This window comes from Microbacterium sp. USTB-Y (genome assembly GCF_023703415.1).
GTDB lineage: Bacteria > Actinomycetota > Actinomycetes > Actinomycetales > Microbacteriaceae > Microbacterium.
On sequence record NZ_JAGMTU010000002.1, the window covers coordinates 192,088 to 208,919 of the forward strand.

The following is a 16,832-nucleotide window of genomic DNA, read 5'->3' on the forward strand; positions in this document are numbered from 1 at the left end:
GGTAGACTCGGTTCATACTTCAGAAGCAACCTTTAACACCGTCCCGTGAGGCGGAGAAGGGAGCCGGTGGATGAGCGCACGCATCGTGCTGCAGGAAGCCGACATCAGGCGCGCCTTGACGCGCATCGCCCATGAGATCCTCGAGTCCAATCGAGGAGCGGAGGATCTGGTCCTCCTGGGCATCCCGACCCGCGGGGTCCCGCTCGCCGAGCGCCTCGCGCTGCTGATCACCGAGATCGCGCAGACCGCCGTCCCGGTCGGCTCGCTCGACGTGACGCTGTTCCGCGACGATCTCGCGAAGCATCCGACCCGGTCCCCGCACCGGACGGACATCCCCGCCGGCGGGATCGACGGCAAGACCGTCGTGCTCGTCGACGACGTGCTCTTCTCCGGACGCAGCATCCGCGCCGCGCTCGATGCGCTGCAGTCGATCGGGCGCCCGGCCGTGGTCCGGCTCGCGATCCTGGTCGACCGCGGGCACCGCGAGCTGCCGATCCGTCCCGACTTCGTCGGCAAGAACATCCCCTCGTCCCGCACCGAGCGGGTAAACGTGCGCCTGCGCGAGGACGACGGCGAGGAGTTCGTCTCGATCGAGGGAGGGGACGAATGAGGCACCTGCTCGACACGCGCACCCTGGCGCGCGAGGACGCCCTGCGGATCCTCGACATCGCCGAGGACATGGCGGACACGCAGTCGCGCGAGGTGAAGAAGCTGCCGACCTTGCGCGGCAAGACGGTCGTCAACCTCTTCTTCGAGGACTCGACCCGCACCCGCATCTCGTTCGAGGCCGCGGCCAAGCGCCTCTCGGCGGACGTCATCAACTTCGCCGCGAAGGGATCGAGCGTCTCCAAGGGCGAGAGCCTCAAGGACACCGCGCAGACCCTGCAGGCGATCGGCGCGGACGCGGTGGTCGTGCGCCACCCGGCATCCGGAGCACCGCGCACCCTGGCCACGAGCGGGTGGATCTCCGCGGGTGTCGTCAACGCCGGCGACGGGACCCACGAGCACCCCACCCAGGGCCTCCTCGACGCCTACACGATCCGAAAGCGCCGGTTCGGCGCGGACAGCCGCGGACGCGACCTCAGCGGCCTCCGGGTCGTCATCGTCGGCGACGTGCTGCATTCGCGCGTCGCCCGGTCGAACGTCTGGCTGCTCTCGACGCTCGGTGCGGAGGTGACCCTGGTGACGCCGCCCACGCTCATCCCGCAGGATGTGAGCTCCTGGCCCGTGCGCGTGCTGTACGACCTCGACACGGCGCTGGCCGAGGAGCCGGACGCGGTCATGATGCTGCGGATCCAGCTCGAGCGCATGCATGCCGCCTTCTTCCCCTCCGAGCGCGAGTACACGCGACGCTGGGGCCTGGACGCCGCCCGCCTGCGTCTCCTTCCCGACGATACGATCGTCATGCACCCCGGCCCGATGAACCGCGGTCTGGAGATCTCCTCCGAGGCCGCCGATTCCGCGCGCTCGACGGTGCTCGAACAGGTCGCCAACGGAGTCTCGGTGCGGATGGCCGCACTGTACATGCTGCTGGCCGGAGCCCCGGCGGGCCCTTCGACAGGCTCAGGGACCAGGACCGAGGACAACGAGATGAATCGAGGAGACCGATGACCGAGAGCCTGCTGTTCCGAGGCGCCAAGATCCTCGGCACCGATTCCGCGGACGTCCTCGTCCGGGACGGGCGCATCGCCGAGATCGGCTCCCGCGTCTCCTCCGCCGGAGCGCGCGTCATCGACGCCGACGGCCTGGTCGCCCTGCCCGGCCTCGTCGACCTGCACACGCACCTGCGCGAACCCGGCTACGAGGCCAGCGAGACCGTGCTCTCCGGCACCCGCGCCGCCGCGGCCGGCGGATTCACGGCCGTGTTCGCCATGCCGAACACGTCCCCGGTCGCCGACTCGGCCGGCGTCGTCGAGCAGGAGCTCGCCCTCGGCGAGGCCGCGGGCTACGCCACGGTTCAGCCGATCGGCGCCGTCACCGTCGGGCAGAAGGGGGAGCGGCTCGCCGAGCTCGGCGCCATGGCCTCTTCCCGCGCCCACGTGCGCGTCTTCAGCGACGACGGCTTCTGCGTGTGGGATCCGCTCATCATGCGCCGCGCACTCGAGTACGTGAAGGCGTTCGACGGAGTGATCGCCCAGCACGCCCAGGATCCGCGGCTCACCGAGGGGGCGCAGCTCAACGAGGGCGCCGTCTCCGCCGAGCTCGGCCTCGCCGGGTGGCCGGCGGTCGCCGAGGAGTCGATCATCGCCCGCGACATCCTGCTCGCGGAGCACGTCGGATCCCGGCTGCACGTGTGCCACCTGTCGACCGCGGGCTCGGTCGAGCTCATCCGCTGGGCGAAGAAGCGCGGAGTCGCGGTCACCGCCGAGGTCACCCCGCACCACCTGCTGCTGACCGATGAGCTCGCCCGCGGCTACGACGCGCGGTTCAAGGTCAATCCGCCGCTGCGCACCCAGGAGGACGTCCTCGCGGTGCGCGAAGGCCTCGCCGACGGCACCATCGACATCGTCGCCACCGACCATGCGCCGCACCCGAGCGAGGCGAAGGCCTGCGAGTGGCAGGCGGCCGCGAACGGGATGGTCGGTCTCGAGTCCGCGGTGCGGGTCGTGCACCAGGCCATGGTCCAGACGGGACTGCTGGACTGGTCCGACGTCGCCCGCGTCATGAGCTCCGCCCCGGCGCGGATCGGATCCCTCGCCGGCCACGGCACGCCGATCGAGGTCGGGCAGCCGGCGGAGCTCACGCTCTACGACGCGGACGCGCAGGGCGTGTTCGCGGAGACGGATCTGCACGGTCAGAGCACGAACTCCCCGTATCTGGGCCGCGAGCTGCCGGGCTCGGTGCGCTGGACGGTCCACCGCGGGTACACGACGGTGGAGGACGGCGTCCTGGTGGAGCTCGGCTCGTGAACCAGCAGATCGCCGGCGCGGTGGTCCTCGGGGTCGCCGTGCTGCTCATCCTCGCCGGGGTCTGGGCGTGGCGCGCACGGCTGCGCCGCGACTCGGGACTCACGGCGCCGCTCGGCGTTCCCGAGCACGCCGAGGTGCAGGCGCGGTACGAGACGCTCTACGTGGCGACGACCAGGCACGACCAGTCCCTCGAACGGCTCGCCGTCCGGCCGCTCGTCTACCGCGCCCGCGGCGAGCTCACGATCACCGACCGCGGCGCCGCGCTGAGCCTGGACGGATCGCCCACGGTGTTCCTCGCCTCCGCGCGCATGATCGGCGCGGACCGGGCGACGGTCACGATCGATCGCGTGGTCGAGCCGGGCGGCCTCATCCGTCTCGCCTGGCGCACGGACGACGGCACCGTCGTCGACAGCTACCTCCGCATCACCGGGGACATCGGCAACACGGACGTCTCCGGCGCCGCCCTCGCCGACCTCCAGCGACTCATCAGCTCGCAGCGCCCCGACGCTGCCTCCGAGACAGGAGAATCCGCATGACCCTTTCCCACGATTCCGCCGTGCTCGTCCTCGAGGACGGCACGCGTCACGTCGGGCGCGCCTACGGCGCCCGCGGCACCACCCTGGGCGAGGTCGTCTTCGCGACCGGCATGTCCGGGTACCAGGAGACCCTCACCGACCCGTCCTACGCCGGCCAGATCGTGCTCCAGACGGCCCCGCACATCGGCAACACCGGCATGAACGACGAGGACCCCGAGTCCCGACGCATCTGGGTCGCCGGGTACATCGTGCGCGACCCCTCGCGCGTCGTGTCGAACTGGCGGGCGAACGCCTCGCTCGACGACACCCTGGTGCGCGACGGCATCGTCGGCATCAGCGGCATCGACACCCGCGCGGTGACCCGCCACATCCGCTCCGCCGGATCCATGCGCGGCGGCATCTTCTCCGGGGCGGACGCCGCGCTGGAGGCCGACGAGCAGCTGCGCCGCGTGACCGAGGCGCCGGAGATGGCCGGGCAGAACCTGTCCGCCCAGGTCTCCGTCGACGTGGCCGAGGTGACCCCCGCGACGGGGGAGCGGATCGGCAACCTCGCCGTGCTCGACCTCGGCGTCAAGCAGTCCACGCTCGACAACCTCGCCGCCCGCGGGTTCGACGTGCACGTGCTGCCGCAGTCCTCCACGTTCGCCGACATCGCCGCGATCGAGCCGGTCGCGGTGTTCTACTCGAACGGGCCGGGAGACCCGTCCGCATCCGACGCGCAGGTCGCGGTGCTCCGCGAGGTCCTCGATGCGGGCCTGCCGTACTTCGGGATCTGCTTCGGCAACCAGCTGTTCGGCCGCGCCCTGGGGCTCGGCACCTACAAGCTCACGTTCGGCCACCGCGGCATCAACCAGCCGGTGCTCGACAAGACCACGGGCCGGGTCGAGATCACCGCGCACAACCACGGCTTCGCGGTAGAGGCGCCCATCGAGGGATCCTTCGACAGCCCGCACGGCTACGGCAAGGTCGAGGTCAGCCACGTCGGCCTCAACGACCAGGTCGTCGAAGGGCTCCGCGCCCTGGACATCCCGGCCTTCTCGGTGCAGTACCACCCGGAGGCCGCGGCCGGCCCGCACGACGCCAACTACCTCTTCGACCGTTTCCGCGACGTCGTCGTCGCCCACCTCGCAAAGAAGGACAGCAAGTAATGCCCAAGCGCGACGACATCCACTCCGTCCTCGTCATCGGATCCGGCCCGATCGTCATCGGTCAGGCCTGCGAGTTCGACTACTCCGGCACCCAGGCGTGCCGCGTCCTCCGCGAGGAGGGCGTCCGCGTCATCCTCGTGAACTCCAACCCGGCCACGATCATGACCGACCCGGACTTCGCGGACGCGACCTACATCGAGCCGATCACCCCCGAGGTCATCGAGACCATCATCGCCAAGGAGAAGCCGGACGCGATCCTGCCGACCCTCGGCGGCCAGACCGCCCTCAACGCCGCCATGGCGCTGCACGAGCAGGGGATCCTGGAGAAGTACGACGTCGAGCTCATCGGCGCGAAGGTCGACGCCATCCAGAAGGGCGAGGACCGCCAGATCTTCAAGCAGCTCGTGCTGGACGCCGGCGCCGACGTCGCCGCGTCCTTGATCTGCCACACGATGGACGAGCTCCTGGCCGGCGCCGAGAAGCTCGGCTATCCGCTGGTCGTGCGCCCGTCCTTCACGATGGGCGGTCTCGGATCCGGCTTCGCCTACGACGAGCAGGATCTGCGCCGCATCGGCGGCGCCGGCCTGCACGACTCGCCCACCACCGAGGTGCTCCTGGAGGAGTCGATCCTCGGCTGGAAGGAGTACGAGCTCGAGCTCATGCGGGACACCGCCGACAACACGGTCGTCGTCTGCTCGATCGAGAACGTGGACCCCGTCGGCGTGCACACCGGCGACTCGATCACGGTCGCCCCGGCGCTCACGCTCACCGACCGCGAGTACCAGAACCTCCGCGACATCGGCATCGACATCATCCGCGCGGTCGGCGTCGACACCGGCGGCTGCAACATCCAGTTCGCCGTGAACCCGGAGAACGGCCGTGTCATCGTCATCGAGATGAATCCCCGCGTGTCCCGCTCCTCGGCGCTGGCCTCGAAGGCGACCGGCTTCCCGATCGCCAAGCTCGCCGCGAAGCTCGCCCTCGGCTACCGTCTCGACGAGATCCCGAACGACATCACGGGTGTCACCCCGGCGAGCTTCGAGCCCACGCTCGACTACGTCGTGGTCAAGGCGCCGCGGTTCGCGTTCGAGAAGTTCCCGGCGGCGGACGCCACCCTCACCACGACCATGAAGTCGGTCGGCGAGGCCATGGCCATCGGGCGCAACTACACGACCGCGCTGCAGAAGGCGCTCCGGTCGCTGGAGAAGCGCGGATCCTCGTTCCACTGGGGTCAGGAGGACCGCAGCGTCGAGGAGCTCCTCGAGATCTCGAAGACGCCGACCGACGGACGGATCGTCGTGCTGCAGCAGGCGCTGCGCAAGGGCGCCACGATCGAGCAGGCCTTCGACGCGACCGCGATCGACCCCTGGTTCATCGACCAGATGGTGCTCATCAACGAGGTCGCCGAGCAGATCCGCACCGCACCCGAGCTCGACGCCGACACGATCCGGCTCGGCAAGGACCACGGCTTCTCCGATGCGCAGTTCGCCGAGCTCCGCGGCCTCACCGAGGCCGAGGTCCGGGGAGTGCGGCACGGACTGGGGATCCGCCCGGTCTACAAGACGGTCGACACGTGCGCGGGCGAGTTCCCGGCACTCACGCCGTACCACTACTCGAGCTACGACAGCGAGACCGAGGTCACGCCCTCCGACCGCACCAAGGTCGTCATCATCGGGTCGGGTCCGAACCGCATCGGACAGGGCGTGGAGTTCGACTACTCCTGCGTGCACGCGTCCTTCGCGCTGTCCGAGGCCGGGTTCGAGACGGTCATGGTCAACTGCAACCCGGAGACGGTCTCGACCGACTACGACACCTCCGACCGCCTCTACTTCGAGCCGCTCACGCTCGAGGACGTGCTCGAGGTGCTGCACGCCGAGGCGCAGTCGGGACAGATCCTCGGGGTCGTCTGCCAGCTCGGCGGACAGACGCCGCTGGGCCTCGCGAAGGGGATCGAGGCCGCGGGCTACACCGTGCTCGGCACGAGCCCCGAGGCGATCGACCTGGCCGAGGAGCGCGAGCTGTTCTCCCGTCTGCTCGACGACGCCGGTCTCGTGGCCCCGCGCAACGGCACCGCGATCGACGTGGAGGGCGCTGTCGCGGTCGCCGAGGAGATCGGCTACCCGGTGCTCGTGCGCCCCAGCTTCGTGCTCGGCGGCCGCGGCATGGAGATCGTCTACGACACCCCGGCGCTGCGCGACTACTTCGTGCGCACCGCGGGCGAGGTCATCATCGAGGAGGGCAAGCCGCTGCTCGTGGACCGCTTCCTCGACGACGCGATCGAGATCGACGTGGACGCGCTGTACGACGGGATCGAGCTCTACATCGGCGGTGTCATGGAGCACCTCGAGGAGGCCGGCATCCACTCCGGCGACTCGAGCTGCACCCTGCCTCCGGTCTCGCTCGGTCGCACCGACATCGACCGCGTGCGCGAGGCCACCCTCGCGATCGCGGAGGGCGTCGGCGTGCGGGGACTGCTGAACGTGCAGTTCGCCATCAGCGCCGGAGTCCTCTACGTCATCGAGGCCAACCCGCGGGCGAGCCGCACGGTGCCCTTCGTCTCGAAGGCGCTGGGCATCCCGCTCGCGAAGGCGGCGAGCCGCATCCTGTCCGGCTCCACGATCGCCCAGCTCAAGGGCGAGGGCCTGCTGCCCGAGGACGACGGATCCCGCGTGCCGCTGGGATCGCCCGTGTCGGTCAAGGAGGCCGTGCTGCCGTTCAAGCGGTTCCGCACCGCCGACGGTCGTATCGTCGACTCCGTGCTCGGCCCGGAGATGCGCTCCACCGGGGAGGTCATGGGCATCGACCGCGACTTCCCGACCGCCTTCGCGAAGAGCCAGGCGGCGGCCTACGGCGGCACGCCGACGTCGGGCACCGTGTTCATCTCGGTCGCGGACGCCGACAAGCGCGCCGTCATCCTGCCCGCGCACCGGCTGCACCAGCTCGGCTTCACCATCGTGGCGACCACGGGCACCGCGGAGATCCTCTCGCGAAACGGCATCCCGGTGACGGTCGTGGAGAAGTACAGCGAGACCCAGACGAACGGGGAGACGAACATCGTCGACCTGATCGATCAGGGAGCGATCGACATCATCGTGAACACGCCGTCCGGCGGCGCGGCGCGCGCCGACGGGTACGAGATCCGCGCGGCCGCGGTCGCCGCGGACAAGGCCCTGTTCACGACCATCGCGACGCTCGGCGCCGCGGTGAGCGGGATGGACGCCGCCGACAAGGGCTTCGAGGTGCGCAGCCTCCAGGAGTACGCCCAGGATCGTCTGGCCCGCGCGTGAACGAGGGCTTCGGTTCCCGGCTGCGCTCCGCGCTCGACCGCCACGGCCCCCTGTGCGTCGGGATCGACCCGCACGCGGCGCTCCTGGACTCCTGGGGGCTGCCGCAGAGCGCAGAGGGCGTCCGCGCCTTCGGACTCGCGGTCGTCGACGCCGCCGCCGGTCGGGTCGCGGCGATCAAGCCGCAGGTCGCCTTCTTCGAGAGGTTCGGCTCTGCCGGGTTCGCCGCGCTGGAGGACGTCCTCGCGGCGGCCCGCTCCGCGAAACTCCTGACGATCGCGGACGCCAAGCGGGGCGACATCGGCACCACGATGGCCGGGTATGCGCAGGCGTGGCTGGAGCCGGGAGCGCCGCTGGAAGCGGATGCGCTGACGATCAGCCCGTACCTCGGCGGCGGCTCCCTGGCCGAGGCGATCACGCAGGCGCTGCCTGTCGGCAAGGGCGTGTTCGTCCTGGCCGCGACCAGCAACCCTGACGGCGCCTCGGTGCAGCAGGCGCGCACCGACGTGCCGGGGGAGACGGTGGCGCTGCGCGTCACCCGCGACGTGACGGCACTGGACGTGGCGGGGACGGCGCTCGGATCGGTCGGGCTGGTCGTCGGAGCGACGATCGACCGGTCGGCGTTCGCGCTCGACGACGACACACTGCGGACGGTGCCGCTGCTGGCCCCGGGATTCGGCGCGCAGGGCGCGACACCCGCGGATCTGCGTGCGAGATTCGGTACGCTGGCAGGTAACGTCCTGGCTTCCGAAAGCCGGAGCATCCTGTCCGCTGGTCCGGACGGGATCGCAGCGACGATCGAAGAGCGCGCCGCGCGCTACCAGGAGGTCATGGGTGGTTGAACCGGCAGGGCGCGTCGTGCCCGAGGTCGATCGCGTCGCCGCTGCTCGCCGAGCGGTCGAGCGCCGGCGCGCGCGGGCGTCGCTGAAGCGCGACCTGACCATGCGCGTGGTCGCCCCGCAGGACGTGATCGCGGCCGCCGCGGCGGATCCGCATTCCACCGCCGGATCGCTGCGCGTTCCGGACTTCCTCACCGCCCTGCCGGCGATCGGCGCAGGAAAGCGCGACCGCATCCTCGCCGACCTGCAGATCTCGCCGGTCAAGCGCCTCGGCGGCCTCGGCACCCGGCAGCAGCAGGCGCTGCGCACCTGGGTCGACGGACGGTTCCCGCTCCCCGCCCCGCGCGAGGGCCGCAGCAGACTGCTCGTGCTCGCGGGACCGACCGCCGTCGGCAAGGGCACCGTGGCGGCGCACATCCGGGAGAACCATCCCGAGATCCACCTCTCCGTGTCGGCGACGACCCGTGCGCCGCGCCCGGGGGAGCAGGAAGGCGTGCACTACTTCTTCGTCGACGACGCCGAGTTCGACCGGATGATCGCCGAGGGCGAGCTGCTCGAGCACGCGACCGTCCACAACAAATTCCGCTACGGCACCCCGCGCAAGCCGATCGAGGCGGCGCTGGCCGAAGGCAAGACCGTGCTGCTCGAGATCGATCTCCAGGGCGCGCGTCAGGTCCGGGCCGCCGACCCCTCTGCCAATCTCGTCTTCCTGCTGCCGCCCTCCTGGGACGAACTGGTCCAGCGGCTCGTCGGCCGCGGCACGGAGGATGCCGAGGAGAGGACCCGCCGGCTGCGCACGGCGAAGGTCGAACTGGCCTCGCAGAGCGAGTTCGACCACCGGGTCGTGAACGAGGACGTCGCCACGGCCGCCCGCGAGGTCGTAGAATTGACCTCAGACTCTGTGCGCTGACGGGTCGCCGGGCTCCGAAGGGCACGGCAACCGGCCGAGCAGCACCCCGCAATCCTCTCCGCGACGCCACGTCGCCAGACTCAGGAGGTCCACCATGGCCGGAAACAACCAGGGCATCATCGACCCGCCGATCGACAACCTGCTCGACCGCGTCGAGTCGAAGTACGAGCTCGTGATCTACGCGTCCAAGCGCGCCCGTCAGATCAACGACTACTACTCCGACCTGCACGAGGGCAACCTCTTCGACAACGTGGGACCGCTGGTCGACTCCTCGGTCGAGGACAAGCCGCTGACGATCGCCCTGCACGAGATCAACGAGGACAAGCTCCGCATCCGCCACGCGGAGTGAGCTGAGCCCGCGCGGTTTCAGACTGGGAGCCGCCGTCATCCCGTCCGTGGATGTCGGCGGCTCCGTCCATACTGAGGTCGGGTCCGGCCCCTCACCCGGGGCCCACCCGCCTCGCACACCCGCCCTGCACACCATGGGAGCACCGATGAGCGCGCTGCGTCTGTTCACCTCCGAGTCCGTCACCGAAGGACACCCGGACAAGATCTGCGACCAGATCTCCGACTCGATCCTCGACGGACTGCTCGCGGTGGACACCGGAGCGCGCGTCGCCGTCGAGACGCTCGTCACCACGGGTCTCGTGCACGTCGCGGGGGAGATCCGCACCTCGGGATACGTCGACATCCCGACGATCGTGCGCGACGTGGTGAACGGCATCGGCTACACGTCGAGCGACACGGGCTTCGACGGCTCGTCGTGCGGCGTGAGCGTCTCGGTGGGCGAGCAGTCCGCCGACATCGCGAGCGGCGTGGACCAGGCGCAGGAGCACCGTGAGGGCGGGTCCCGCGATCCGCGCGACCTGCTCGGCGCCGGCGATCAGGGCATCATGTTCGGGTTCGCGACGACCGAGACGCCTCAGCTCATGCCGATGGCCGCGTGGACCGCGCACCGGCTCGCGGAGCGTCTCACCCAGGTGCGCCGCGACGGCACGCTGCCGTTCCTGCGCCCCGACGGCAAGACCCAGGTCACCCTCGGCTACGACGGCTTCACGCCGAAGACGGTGGATGCGGTGGTGCTGTCGACCCAGCACAACCCCGAGGTCTCGCAGGAGGAGCTCAAGGCGCTCGTCCGCGAGCACGTGATCGATCCGGTGCTCGCCACGACCGGGCTCGACCTCGACGGCGTCACGCACTACATCAACCCGGCGGGACCGTTCGTCACGGGCGGCCCGAAGGGCGATGCCGGACTCACCGGCCGCAAGATCATCATCGACACCTACGGCGGCGCGTCCCGCCACGGCGGTGGGGCCTTCAGCGGGAAGGACCCGTCCAAGGTCGACCGCTCGGGTGCGTACGCCATGCGCTGGGTCGCGAAGAACGCCGTCGCGGCAGGACTCGCGGAGCGCCTGGAGGTGCAGGTCGCGTACGCGATCGGCGTCGCGCAGCCCGTCGGCCTGTACGTCGAGACGTTCGGCACGGGCAAGGTCGACGACGAGACGATCACCCGCGCGATCCGCTCGGTGTTCGACCTGCGCCCGCAGGCCATCATCGAGGAGCTCGACCTGCTGCGTCCGATCTACGCCGCCACGGCCGCGTACGGGCACTTCGGCCGCGAGCTGCCGGACTTCACCTGGGAGCAGACGACCCGCGCGGAGGATCTGCGCCGCGCCGCCGGTCTCTGATCGATCCCGTCCTCCCGCAGAGCCCGCCCGTGCCCCGGCCGATCGCCCGCGTCCTGCTGGACTCGCCGGTCCCGCAGCTCGACCGGCTGTTCGACTACGCCATCCCGGACGAGCTCCTCGCGGACGCCCTGCCCGGGGTCCGCGTGCGGGTGCCGCTGCGCTCCGCGGGCCGGGTCATCGACGCCTATCTGGTCGAACTCGCCACGGAGGACGACGACGCCCGAGCCCTCGCCGAGCTCGACGCGGTGGTGTCACGCGCCAGGGTGCTGCCGGAGCGGCTGCATGCCCTCGCCCGCCGGGTCGCGGATCGTGCGGCCGGCGGCGCCTCGGACGTGCTCCGGCTGATCGTGCCCAAGCGTCAGGTCCGGGTCGAGAAGGCGTGGCTCGCGGCCGGCGGGGAGGAGCAGGGGGGACGCGATGAGGATCCGGGCGCCGCGGAAGCCGGATCCGACGACGCGGCCGACGCACAGGACGCGCAGGGGAGCGCAATCGGAGCGGCCGACGAGGTGATCGCGCAGTACTCCGGGCTCGCCGAGGCGCTCGCGGATTCCGCGCGGCTCGCGGTCGAGGCGATCCCGCAGCCGGGCTCCGACGGCTTGCCCGAGTGGACCCGACTGCTCGCTGCCGCCGCCGCGCGCACGCTGGCCGGCGGTGCCTCCGCGATCCTCGTCGTACCCGACTATCGCGACCTCGATCAGCTCCTCGCCGCGCTCGAGGTGCTGGCGCCCGGCGCTCCGGTCGCACGGCTGGACTCCCGTCAGGCCAATCCCGACCGCTACCGGGCCTATCTGCGCACGCTCGAGGACACTCCCTGCATCGTCGTGGGCAACCGCTCCGCCGCCTACGCGCCCGTCCGGGCGGGGCTCGTGGCGCTCTGGGACGACGGTGACAGCCTGCTCGCCGAGCCGCTCGCGCCCGGGGTCCACGCCCGCGATGTCGCGCTGCTCCGGCAGGAGCAGGAGGGCTCCGCTCTGCTGTTCGCCGGTCACACCCGCACCACGGATGTGGAGCGCCTGGTGGAGACGGGTTGGATCCGCTCGATCACGGCCGCCCGACGGCGGCTTCCGCGCGTGGTGCTGGATTCCCCCGAGGATCTGGACCGGCGCGGGCAGCGCTTGCCGTCCCGGGCCTTCCTCACCGCGCGGGAGGCCGCCGCGATGGGGCCCGTGCTGCTGCAGGTCGCCCGGCCCGGGTTCTCGCCGACGCTCGTGTGCGCCTCGTGCCGCACGCCCGCGCGCTGCCGAGCCTGCGGGGGACCGCTCGGCGCCGCGCACCGCGGGGCGACCCCGGTGTGCGGCTGGTGCGGACGTGCAGCACGCCTCTGGGCCTGCGGTTCGTGCGGAGGCGACACCGTGCGCCTCGCCGCCTCGGGGAGCGAGCGCACCGCCGAGGAGCTCGGACGGGCGTTCCCCGGCATCCGGGTGATCGTGGCGGACGGCAGCCATCCGGTCGAGCGCGTCGATGCGAAGCCGGCTCTGGTCGTCGCCACGCGCGGGGCCGAGCCGCGCGCCGACGGGGGATACCGCGCGGTGGTGCTGCTCGACGGATCCCGCATGCTGCAGGCGCCGGAACTGCGCATCGGCGAGTCCTGCCTGCGCTGGTGGTCCAACGCGGCCGCTCTCGGCGCGCCCGGCGCGCCGATCCACCTCGTCGGCGTCGACGGCGCAGTCGCGCGCGCCCTCGCCACATGGACCCAGCCCGCCTACGCGCGCGCCGAGCTCGCCGAGCGCGCGCCGCTGCGCATGCCGCCCTCGGTGCGCGTCGCTCAGATCGAGGGGACCGGCACGGGCGTCCGGCGCGCCCTCGACGACCTCGCAGCGCTGCAACTCCCGCCGGACGCGGTGCTCGGCCCCGTGCCCATCGACGGCGACGAGGACGGCAGGGAGCGCGCGCTCGTGCGCTTCCCCTACGCGGAGGGCGCTCGTGTGGCCGCCGCGCTCCGGGCCGCCGTGGTCGCGGAGGCGATGGGGCGACGGCGGGGGCGCGGCAGAACCGCACGGACTACGCTCTCGGTGAGGCTCGACGTCACCGAACCCGACCTCTGAACCACCCGGACGACCCGGTCGTCCCGCACATCCGAAGCACCTTCGAAGGACCCCCATGCGTCTCGTCTTCGCCGGAACCCCGGCGGCCGCCGTGCCCACCCTCCGTCGCCTCGCGGCCGAGCACGAGATCGTCGCGGTGGTGACCCGCCCCGACGCGCCCCTGGGACGCAAACGGATCCTCACGCCGTCGCCGGTCGCCCAGGAGGCGGACGCGCTCGGGATCCCGGTGATCAGGGCCGCCCGACTGGACGAGGAGGCGACCGGGAGGATCGCCGCGCTGCGACCGGAGCTCGGCGTCATCGTCGCCTACGGCGGACTCGTGCGCGAGCCGCTGCTGAGCGCACCGGAGCACGGCTGGATCAACCTGCACTTCTCCCTCCTCCCGGCGTGGCGGGGGGCAGCGCCCGTCCAGCGGGCGCTCATCGCGGGCGACTCCGAGCTGGGGGCGACCGTGTTCCAGCTCGTGCCGGCGCTGGACGCCGGCGACGTGCACGCGATGCGGGTCTACCCGGTCGCCGACGATGCCACGGCGGACGACGCGCTCGCTTCGCTCGCCGCCGACGGCGCCGCGCTCATGGCCGACGCCGTCGCGGCCATCGCCGACGGCACCGCCCGCCCGACGGCCCAGCAGGGCGAGTCCACGCACGCTGCGAAGCTCACCCTCGAGGACGGCCTGCTGGACTGGGCCGCGTCGGCGGACGCGGTGTACGCGCGCTACCGCGGCGTCACCAGCGAGCCGGGCGCGCACACCACGTTCGAGGGCACGCCGCTCAAGGTGCGCGAGCTCGCGAGGACGGGCGAGACGGATCCACTGGCCCCGGGCGAGCTGCGCGGTGTCCGCGACGGGGTGCTCGTCGGCACGGGCACCCACCCGCTGCTGCTCACGCGCGTGCAGCCCGCGGGCAAGGCCGCGATGGCCGCCGCCGACTGGTTCCGGGGGCTGCGCACCGCCGAGGGCGCCGCGGTGCGACTCGGCGCCGGCGATGCACAGGGCGTGCAGCGGTGAGTGCGCAGGGGCGGCAGGACCGCCGGGGACCGCAGCGGCGGGACGGCGGCAGCGGGCATCGCCCTTCGCCGCGGGACGCCCGCGCCCGTGAGGTGCAGCCCGCGCGCCGCGTCGCCTACGACGTGATCCGCGCCGTCAGCACGTCCGACGCGTACGCCAACCTGCTCTTGCCCGGGGCGATCCGGGAAGCCGGGTTGAGCGGTGCGGATGCGGCTCTCGCCACCGAGCTCGCGTACGGGACGCTGCGCCGGATCGGCACCTATGACGCGATCATCGCCCAGGCCGCGGGCCGGGCCACCGCCAGCATCGACCCGCCCGTCCTCGACGCGCTCCGGCTCGGCGTGCATCAGATCCTGGCCACGCGCGTGGCGGCGCACGCCGCCGTCAACGAGTCGGTCAATCTCGTCGCGCGGGAGGCGGGTCGCGGCGCGTCGGGCTTCGCGAACGCCGTGCTCCGCGCCGTCGCCGCACGCACGGAGGACGAATGGCTCGACGTCGTCACGGCCGCCGCGCGCTCCGACGACGAGCGCCTGGGGCTGCGCTTCGCCCACCCGGTGTGGATCATCCGCGCCCTGCGCCGAGCCCTCGCCGCCGAGGGACGCGAGGACGAGCTCGAGGCGCTCCTCGCGGCCGACAACGCCGCACCCGAGGTCACCCTGGTCGCCCTGCCCGGGCTGGCGGAGCCGCAGGAGCCGAGGCGGCCTTATGCGCCAACCGCGTTCGGCTCCGCGGGCGGAGACCCCGGCGCCGTCGTGTCCGCGAACAAAGGCCGGGTGCGCGTCCAGGACGAGGGCTCCCAGCTCGTGGCGCTCGCGCTCGTCGGCGCCCGTCCCGTCGCCCCGGGGGAGCGCTGGCTCGACCTCTGCGCCGGTCCCGGAGGCAAGACCGCGCTGCTCGCCGCGGAGGCGCTGCGGACGGGGGCGACGCTGGATGCGAACGAGGTCGTGCCGGCGCGGGCGGGCCTGGTCCGCAAGGCGGTCGCCCCGGTGCCGCTGCACGTCGACGTCGCGGAGGAGGACGGCAGGATCCTCGCCGCCGAGCGCCCCGGCGCCTATGACCGCATCCTGCTCGATGCGCCCTGCACGGGGCTCGGGGCGCTCCGCCGACGTCCGGAGGCGCGCTGGCGCAAGACCGCCGCCGACGTCCCCGAGCTCGCGGCGCTGCAGGAGGAGCTGCTGGCCAGCGCTCTCGGTGCCCTGAGGCCCGGGGGAGTGCTCGCCTACGTGACCTGCTCGCCGCATCTCGCCGAGACCGCGGCGGTCGTGCGGACCGTGCTGCGCGACCGCGACGACATCGAAGAGCTCGACGCCCGCGAGGTCGTCCGGTCGGTCTCGGAGGCTCCGATCGACCTGCCGGCCCCCGCGAGCGGGGCAGGGCACGCGCAGCTCTGGCCGCACCGGCACGGGACCGATGCGATGTTCCTCTCGCTCCTGCGCAAGCGGGCCTAGCCGGCCGACACGAACGCCATACGTCATCCCGGGGCCGGGTCGGCACCGGGATAATGGGCGCATGCCCGCCTCTTCCGCCGCCCTGCCCCCCGCTCCGCGGATCAACCCGTCGATCCTCGCCGCCGACTTCGTCAACATGCAGGCCGAGCTCGCCCGCATCGCGACGGCCGACTTCGCACATGTCGACGTCATGGACAACCATTTCGTGCCGAACCTCACTTTCGGCCCGCAGATGGTGGAGCGCATCCAGGCGACGAGTCCGATCCCGCTCGACGTGCACCTCATGATCACGGACCCGGAGCGATGGGCGCCGGGGTATGCCGAGCTGGGTGCCGCGAGCGTCACCTTCCACCTGGAGGCCGCGACCGACCCCGTCGGGCTGGCGCGCAGGTTGCGCGACATCGGGGCGAGGGCGGGTGTCGCGGTCAAGCCGGGCACGGCCGCGGAGCCGCTCTACGACATCCTCGACGAGTTCGATCAGATCCTGGTGATGACCGTGGAGCCGGGCTTCGGCGGCCAGGGGTTCATGCCGGAGACGATGCCCAAGCTGCGCGCCCTCGCGGACGAGGCGAAGCGCCGGGGTTCCGACGTATGGCTGCAGGTGGACGGGGGGATCTCGGACGCGACGATCGCCCAGGCCGCATCCGCCGGTGCCGACACCTTCGTGGCCGGATCCGCCGTCTACGGCGCCCACGACGTCGAGGCCGCCGTCACGCGGCTCCGGGGCCTCGCGCGAGCCGGTAGCCTGGGAGGGTGAAGACCTTCGACGAACTGTTCGCCGAGCTGAGCCGCAAGGCGGCCGAGCGCCCGGAGGGATCCGGGACGGTGCGCGAGCTCGACGCCGGAGTGCACACGATCGGCAAGAAGATCGTGGAGGAGGCGGCCGAGGTCTGGATGGCCGCCGAGTACGAGAGCGACGAGGCCGCGGCCGAGGAGATCTCCCAGCTGCTGTACCACCTGCAGGTGCTCATGCTGGCCAAGGGACTGACCCTGGAGAACGTCTACCGACATCTGTGAAG

General features: G+C 72.0%; 15 protein-coding genes. All 15 read left to right on the forward strand.

Annotated features, from left to right (window positions below):
- Positions 1 to 70 precede the first annotated feature (70 nt).
- The 15 genes from pyrR to J8G10_RS04630 all read left to right on the forward strand — a co-directional run bounded on the left by pyrR (position 71) and on the right by J8G10_RS04630 (position 16,830).
- A complete protein-coding gene (gene pyrR, locus J8G10_RS04560; RefSeq protein WP_251439710.1) occupies positions 71 to 610 on the forward strand; it encodes a bifunctional pyr operon transcriptional regulator/uracil phosphoribosyltransferase PyrR in 540 nt (179 codons plus the stop codon).
- A complete protein-coding gene (locus J8G10_RS04565) occupies positions 607 to 1,611 on the forward strand; it encodes an aspartate carbamoyltransferase catalytic subunit (RefSeq protein WP_251439716.1) in 1,005 nt (334 codons plus the stop codon). The genes pyrR and J8G10_RS04565 overlap by 4 nt, the downstream gene beginning before the upstream one ends.
- On the forward strand, positions 1,608 to 2,909 hold the full coding sequence (locus J8G10_RS04570; RefSeq protein WP_251439718.1) for a dihydroorotase: 1,302 nt from the start codon (positions 1,608 to 1,610) through the stop codon (positions 2,907 to 2,909). The genes J8G10_RS04565 and J8G10_RS04570 overlap by 4 nt, the downstream gene beginning before the upstream one ends.
- Positions 2,906 to 3,445, forward strand: coding sequence for a hypothetical protein (locus J8G10_RS04575; RefSeq protein WP_251439720.1), 540 nt, complete (start codon positions 2,906 to 2,908; stop codon positions 3,443 to 3,445). Before J8G10_RS04570 ends, J8G10_RS04575 begins: the two co-directional genes overlap by 4 nt.
- Entirely contained in the window at positions 3,442 to 4,593 is a 1,152-nt protein-coding gene (gene carA / locus J8G10_RS04580; RefSeq protein ID WP_251439722.1) for a glutamine-hydrolyzing carbamoyl-phosphate synthase small subunit, read from the forward strand. The genes J8G10_RS04575 and carA overlap by 4 nt, the downstream gene beginning before the upstream one ends.
- Positions 4,593 to 7,880: a carbamoyl-phosphate synthase large subunit gene (carB, locus tag J8G10_RS04585; RefSeq protein ID WP_251439724.1), complete on the forward strand. Its 3,288-nt coding sequence runs from the start codon at positions 4,593 to 4,595 to the stop codon at positions 7,878 to 7,880. Before carA ends, carB begins: the two co-directional genes overlap by 1 nt.
- Complete coding sequence (gene pyrF, locus J8G10_RS04590; protein ID WP_251439728.1) at positions 7,877 to 8,719, forward strand: orotidine-5'-phosphate decarboxylase; 843 nt, start codon at positions 7,877 to 7,879, stop codon at positions 8,717 to 8,719. The genes carB and pyrF overlap by 4 nt, the downstream gene beginning before the upstream one ends.
- On the forward strand, positions 8,712 to 9,626 hold the full coding sequence (gene gmk, locus J8G10_RS04595) for a guanylate kinase (protein ID WP_251439733.1): 915 nt from the start codon (positions 8,712 to 8,714) through the stop codon (positions 9,624 to 9,626). The genes pyrF and gmk overlap by 8 nt, the downstream gene beginning before the upstream one ends.
- Positions 9,627 to 9,720: 94 nt before the next feature.
- A complete protein-coding gene (rpoZ, locus tag J8G10_RS04600) occupies positions 9,721 to 9,975 on the forward strand; it encodes a DNA-directed RNA polymerase subunit omega (RefSeq protein ID WP_251439735.1) in 255 nt (84 codons plus the stop codon).
- A gap of 145 nt (positions 9,976 to 10,120) precedes the next feature.
- Positions 10,121 to 11,314 carry a methionine adenosyltransferase gene (gene metK, locus J8G10_RS04605; protein WP_251439737.1) on the forward strand — a complete coding sequence of 398 codons (1,194 nt, stop codon included), beginning with the start codon at positions 10,121 to 10,123 and terminating at the stop codon, positions 11,312 to 11,314.
- 29 nt (positions 11,315 to 11,343) lie between these two features.
- Complete coding sequence (locus J8G10_RS04610) at positions 11,344 to 13,359, forward strand: primosomal protein N' (protein WP_251439739.1); 2,016 nt, start codon at positions 11,344 to 11,346, stop codon at positions 13,357 to 13,359.
- A gap of 55 nt (positions 13,360 to 13,414) precedes the next feature.
- Positions 13,415 to 14,365 (forward strand): methionyl-tRNA formyltransferase, encoded by a 951-nt coding sequence (fmt, locus tag J8G10_RS04615; protein ID WP_251439742.1) that lies wholly within the window; start codon positions 13,415 to 13,417, stop codon positions 14,363 to 14,365.
- Positions 14,366 to 14,457: 92 nt separating this feature from the next.
- On the forward strand, positions 14,458 to 15,813 hold the full coding sequence (locus tag J8G10_RS04620) for a transcription antitermination factor NusB (RefSeq protein ID WP_251442336.1): 1,356 nt from the start codon (positions 14,458 to 14,460) through the stop codon (positions 15,811 to 15,813).
- A gap of 61 nt (positions 15,814 to 15,874) precedes the next feature.
- Positions 15,875 to 16,570, forward strand: a complete 696-nt coding sequence (gene rpe, locus J8G10_RS04625) for a ribulose-phosphate 3-epimerase (RefSeq protein WP_251439743.1) — start codon at positions 15,875 to 15,877, stop codon at positions 16,568 to 16,570.
- Positions 16,567 to 16,830, forward strand: a complete 264-nt coding sequence (locus J8G10_RS04630) for a phosphoribosyl-ATP diphosphatase (RefSeq protein WP_045252002.1) — start codon at positions 16,567 to 16,569, stop codon at positions 16,828 to 16,830. The genes rpe and J8G10_RS04630 overlap by 4 nt, the downstream gene beginning before the upstream one ends.
- Positions 16,831 to 16,832 lie beyond the last annotated feature (2 nt).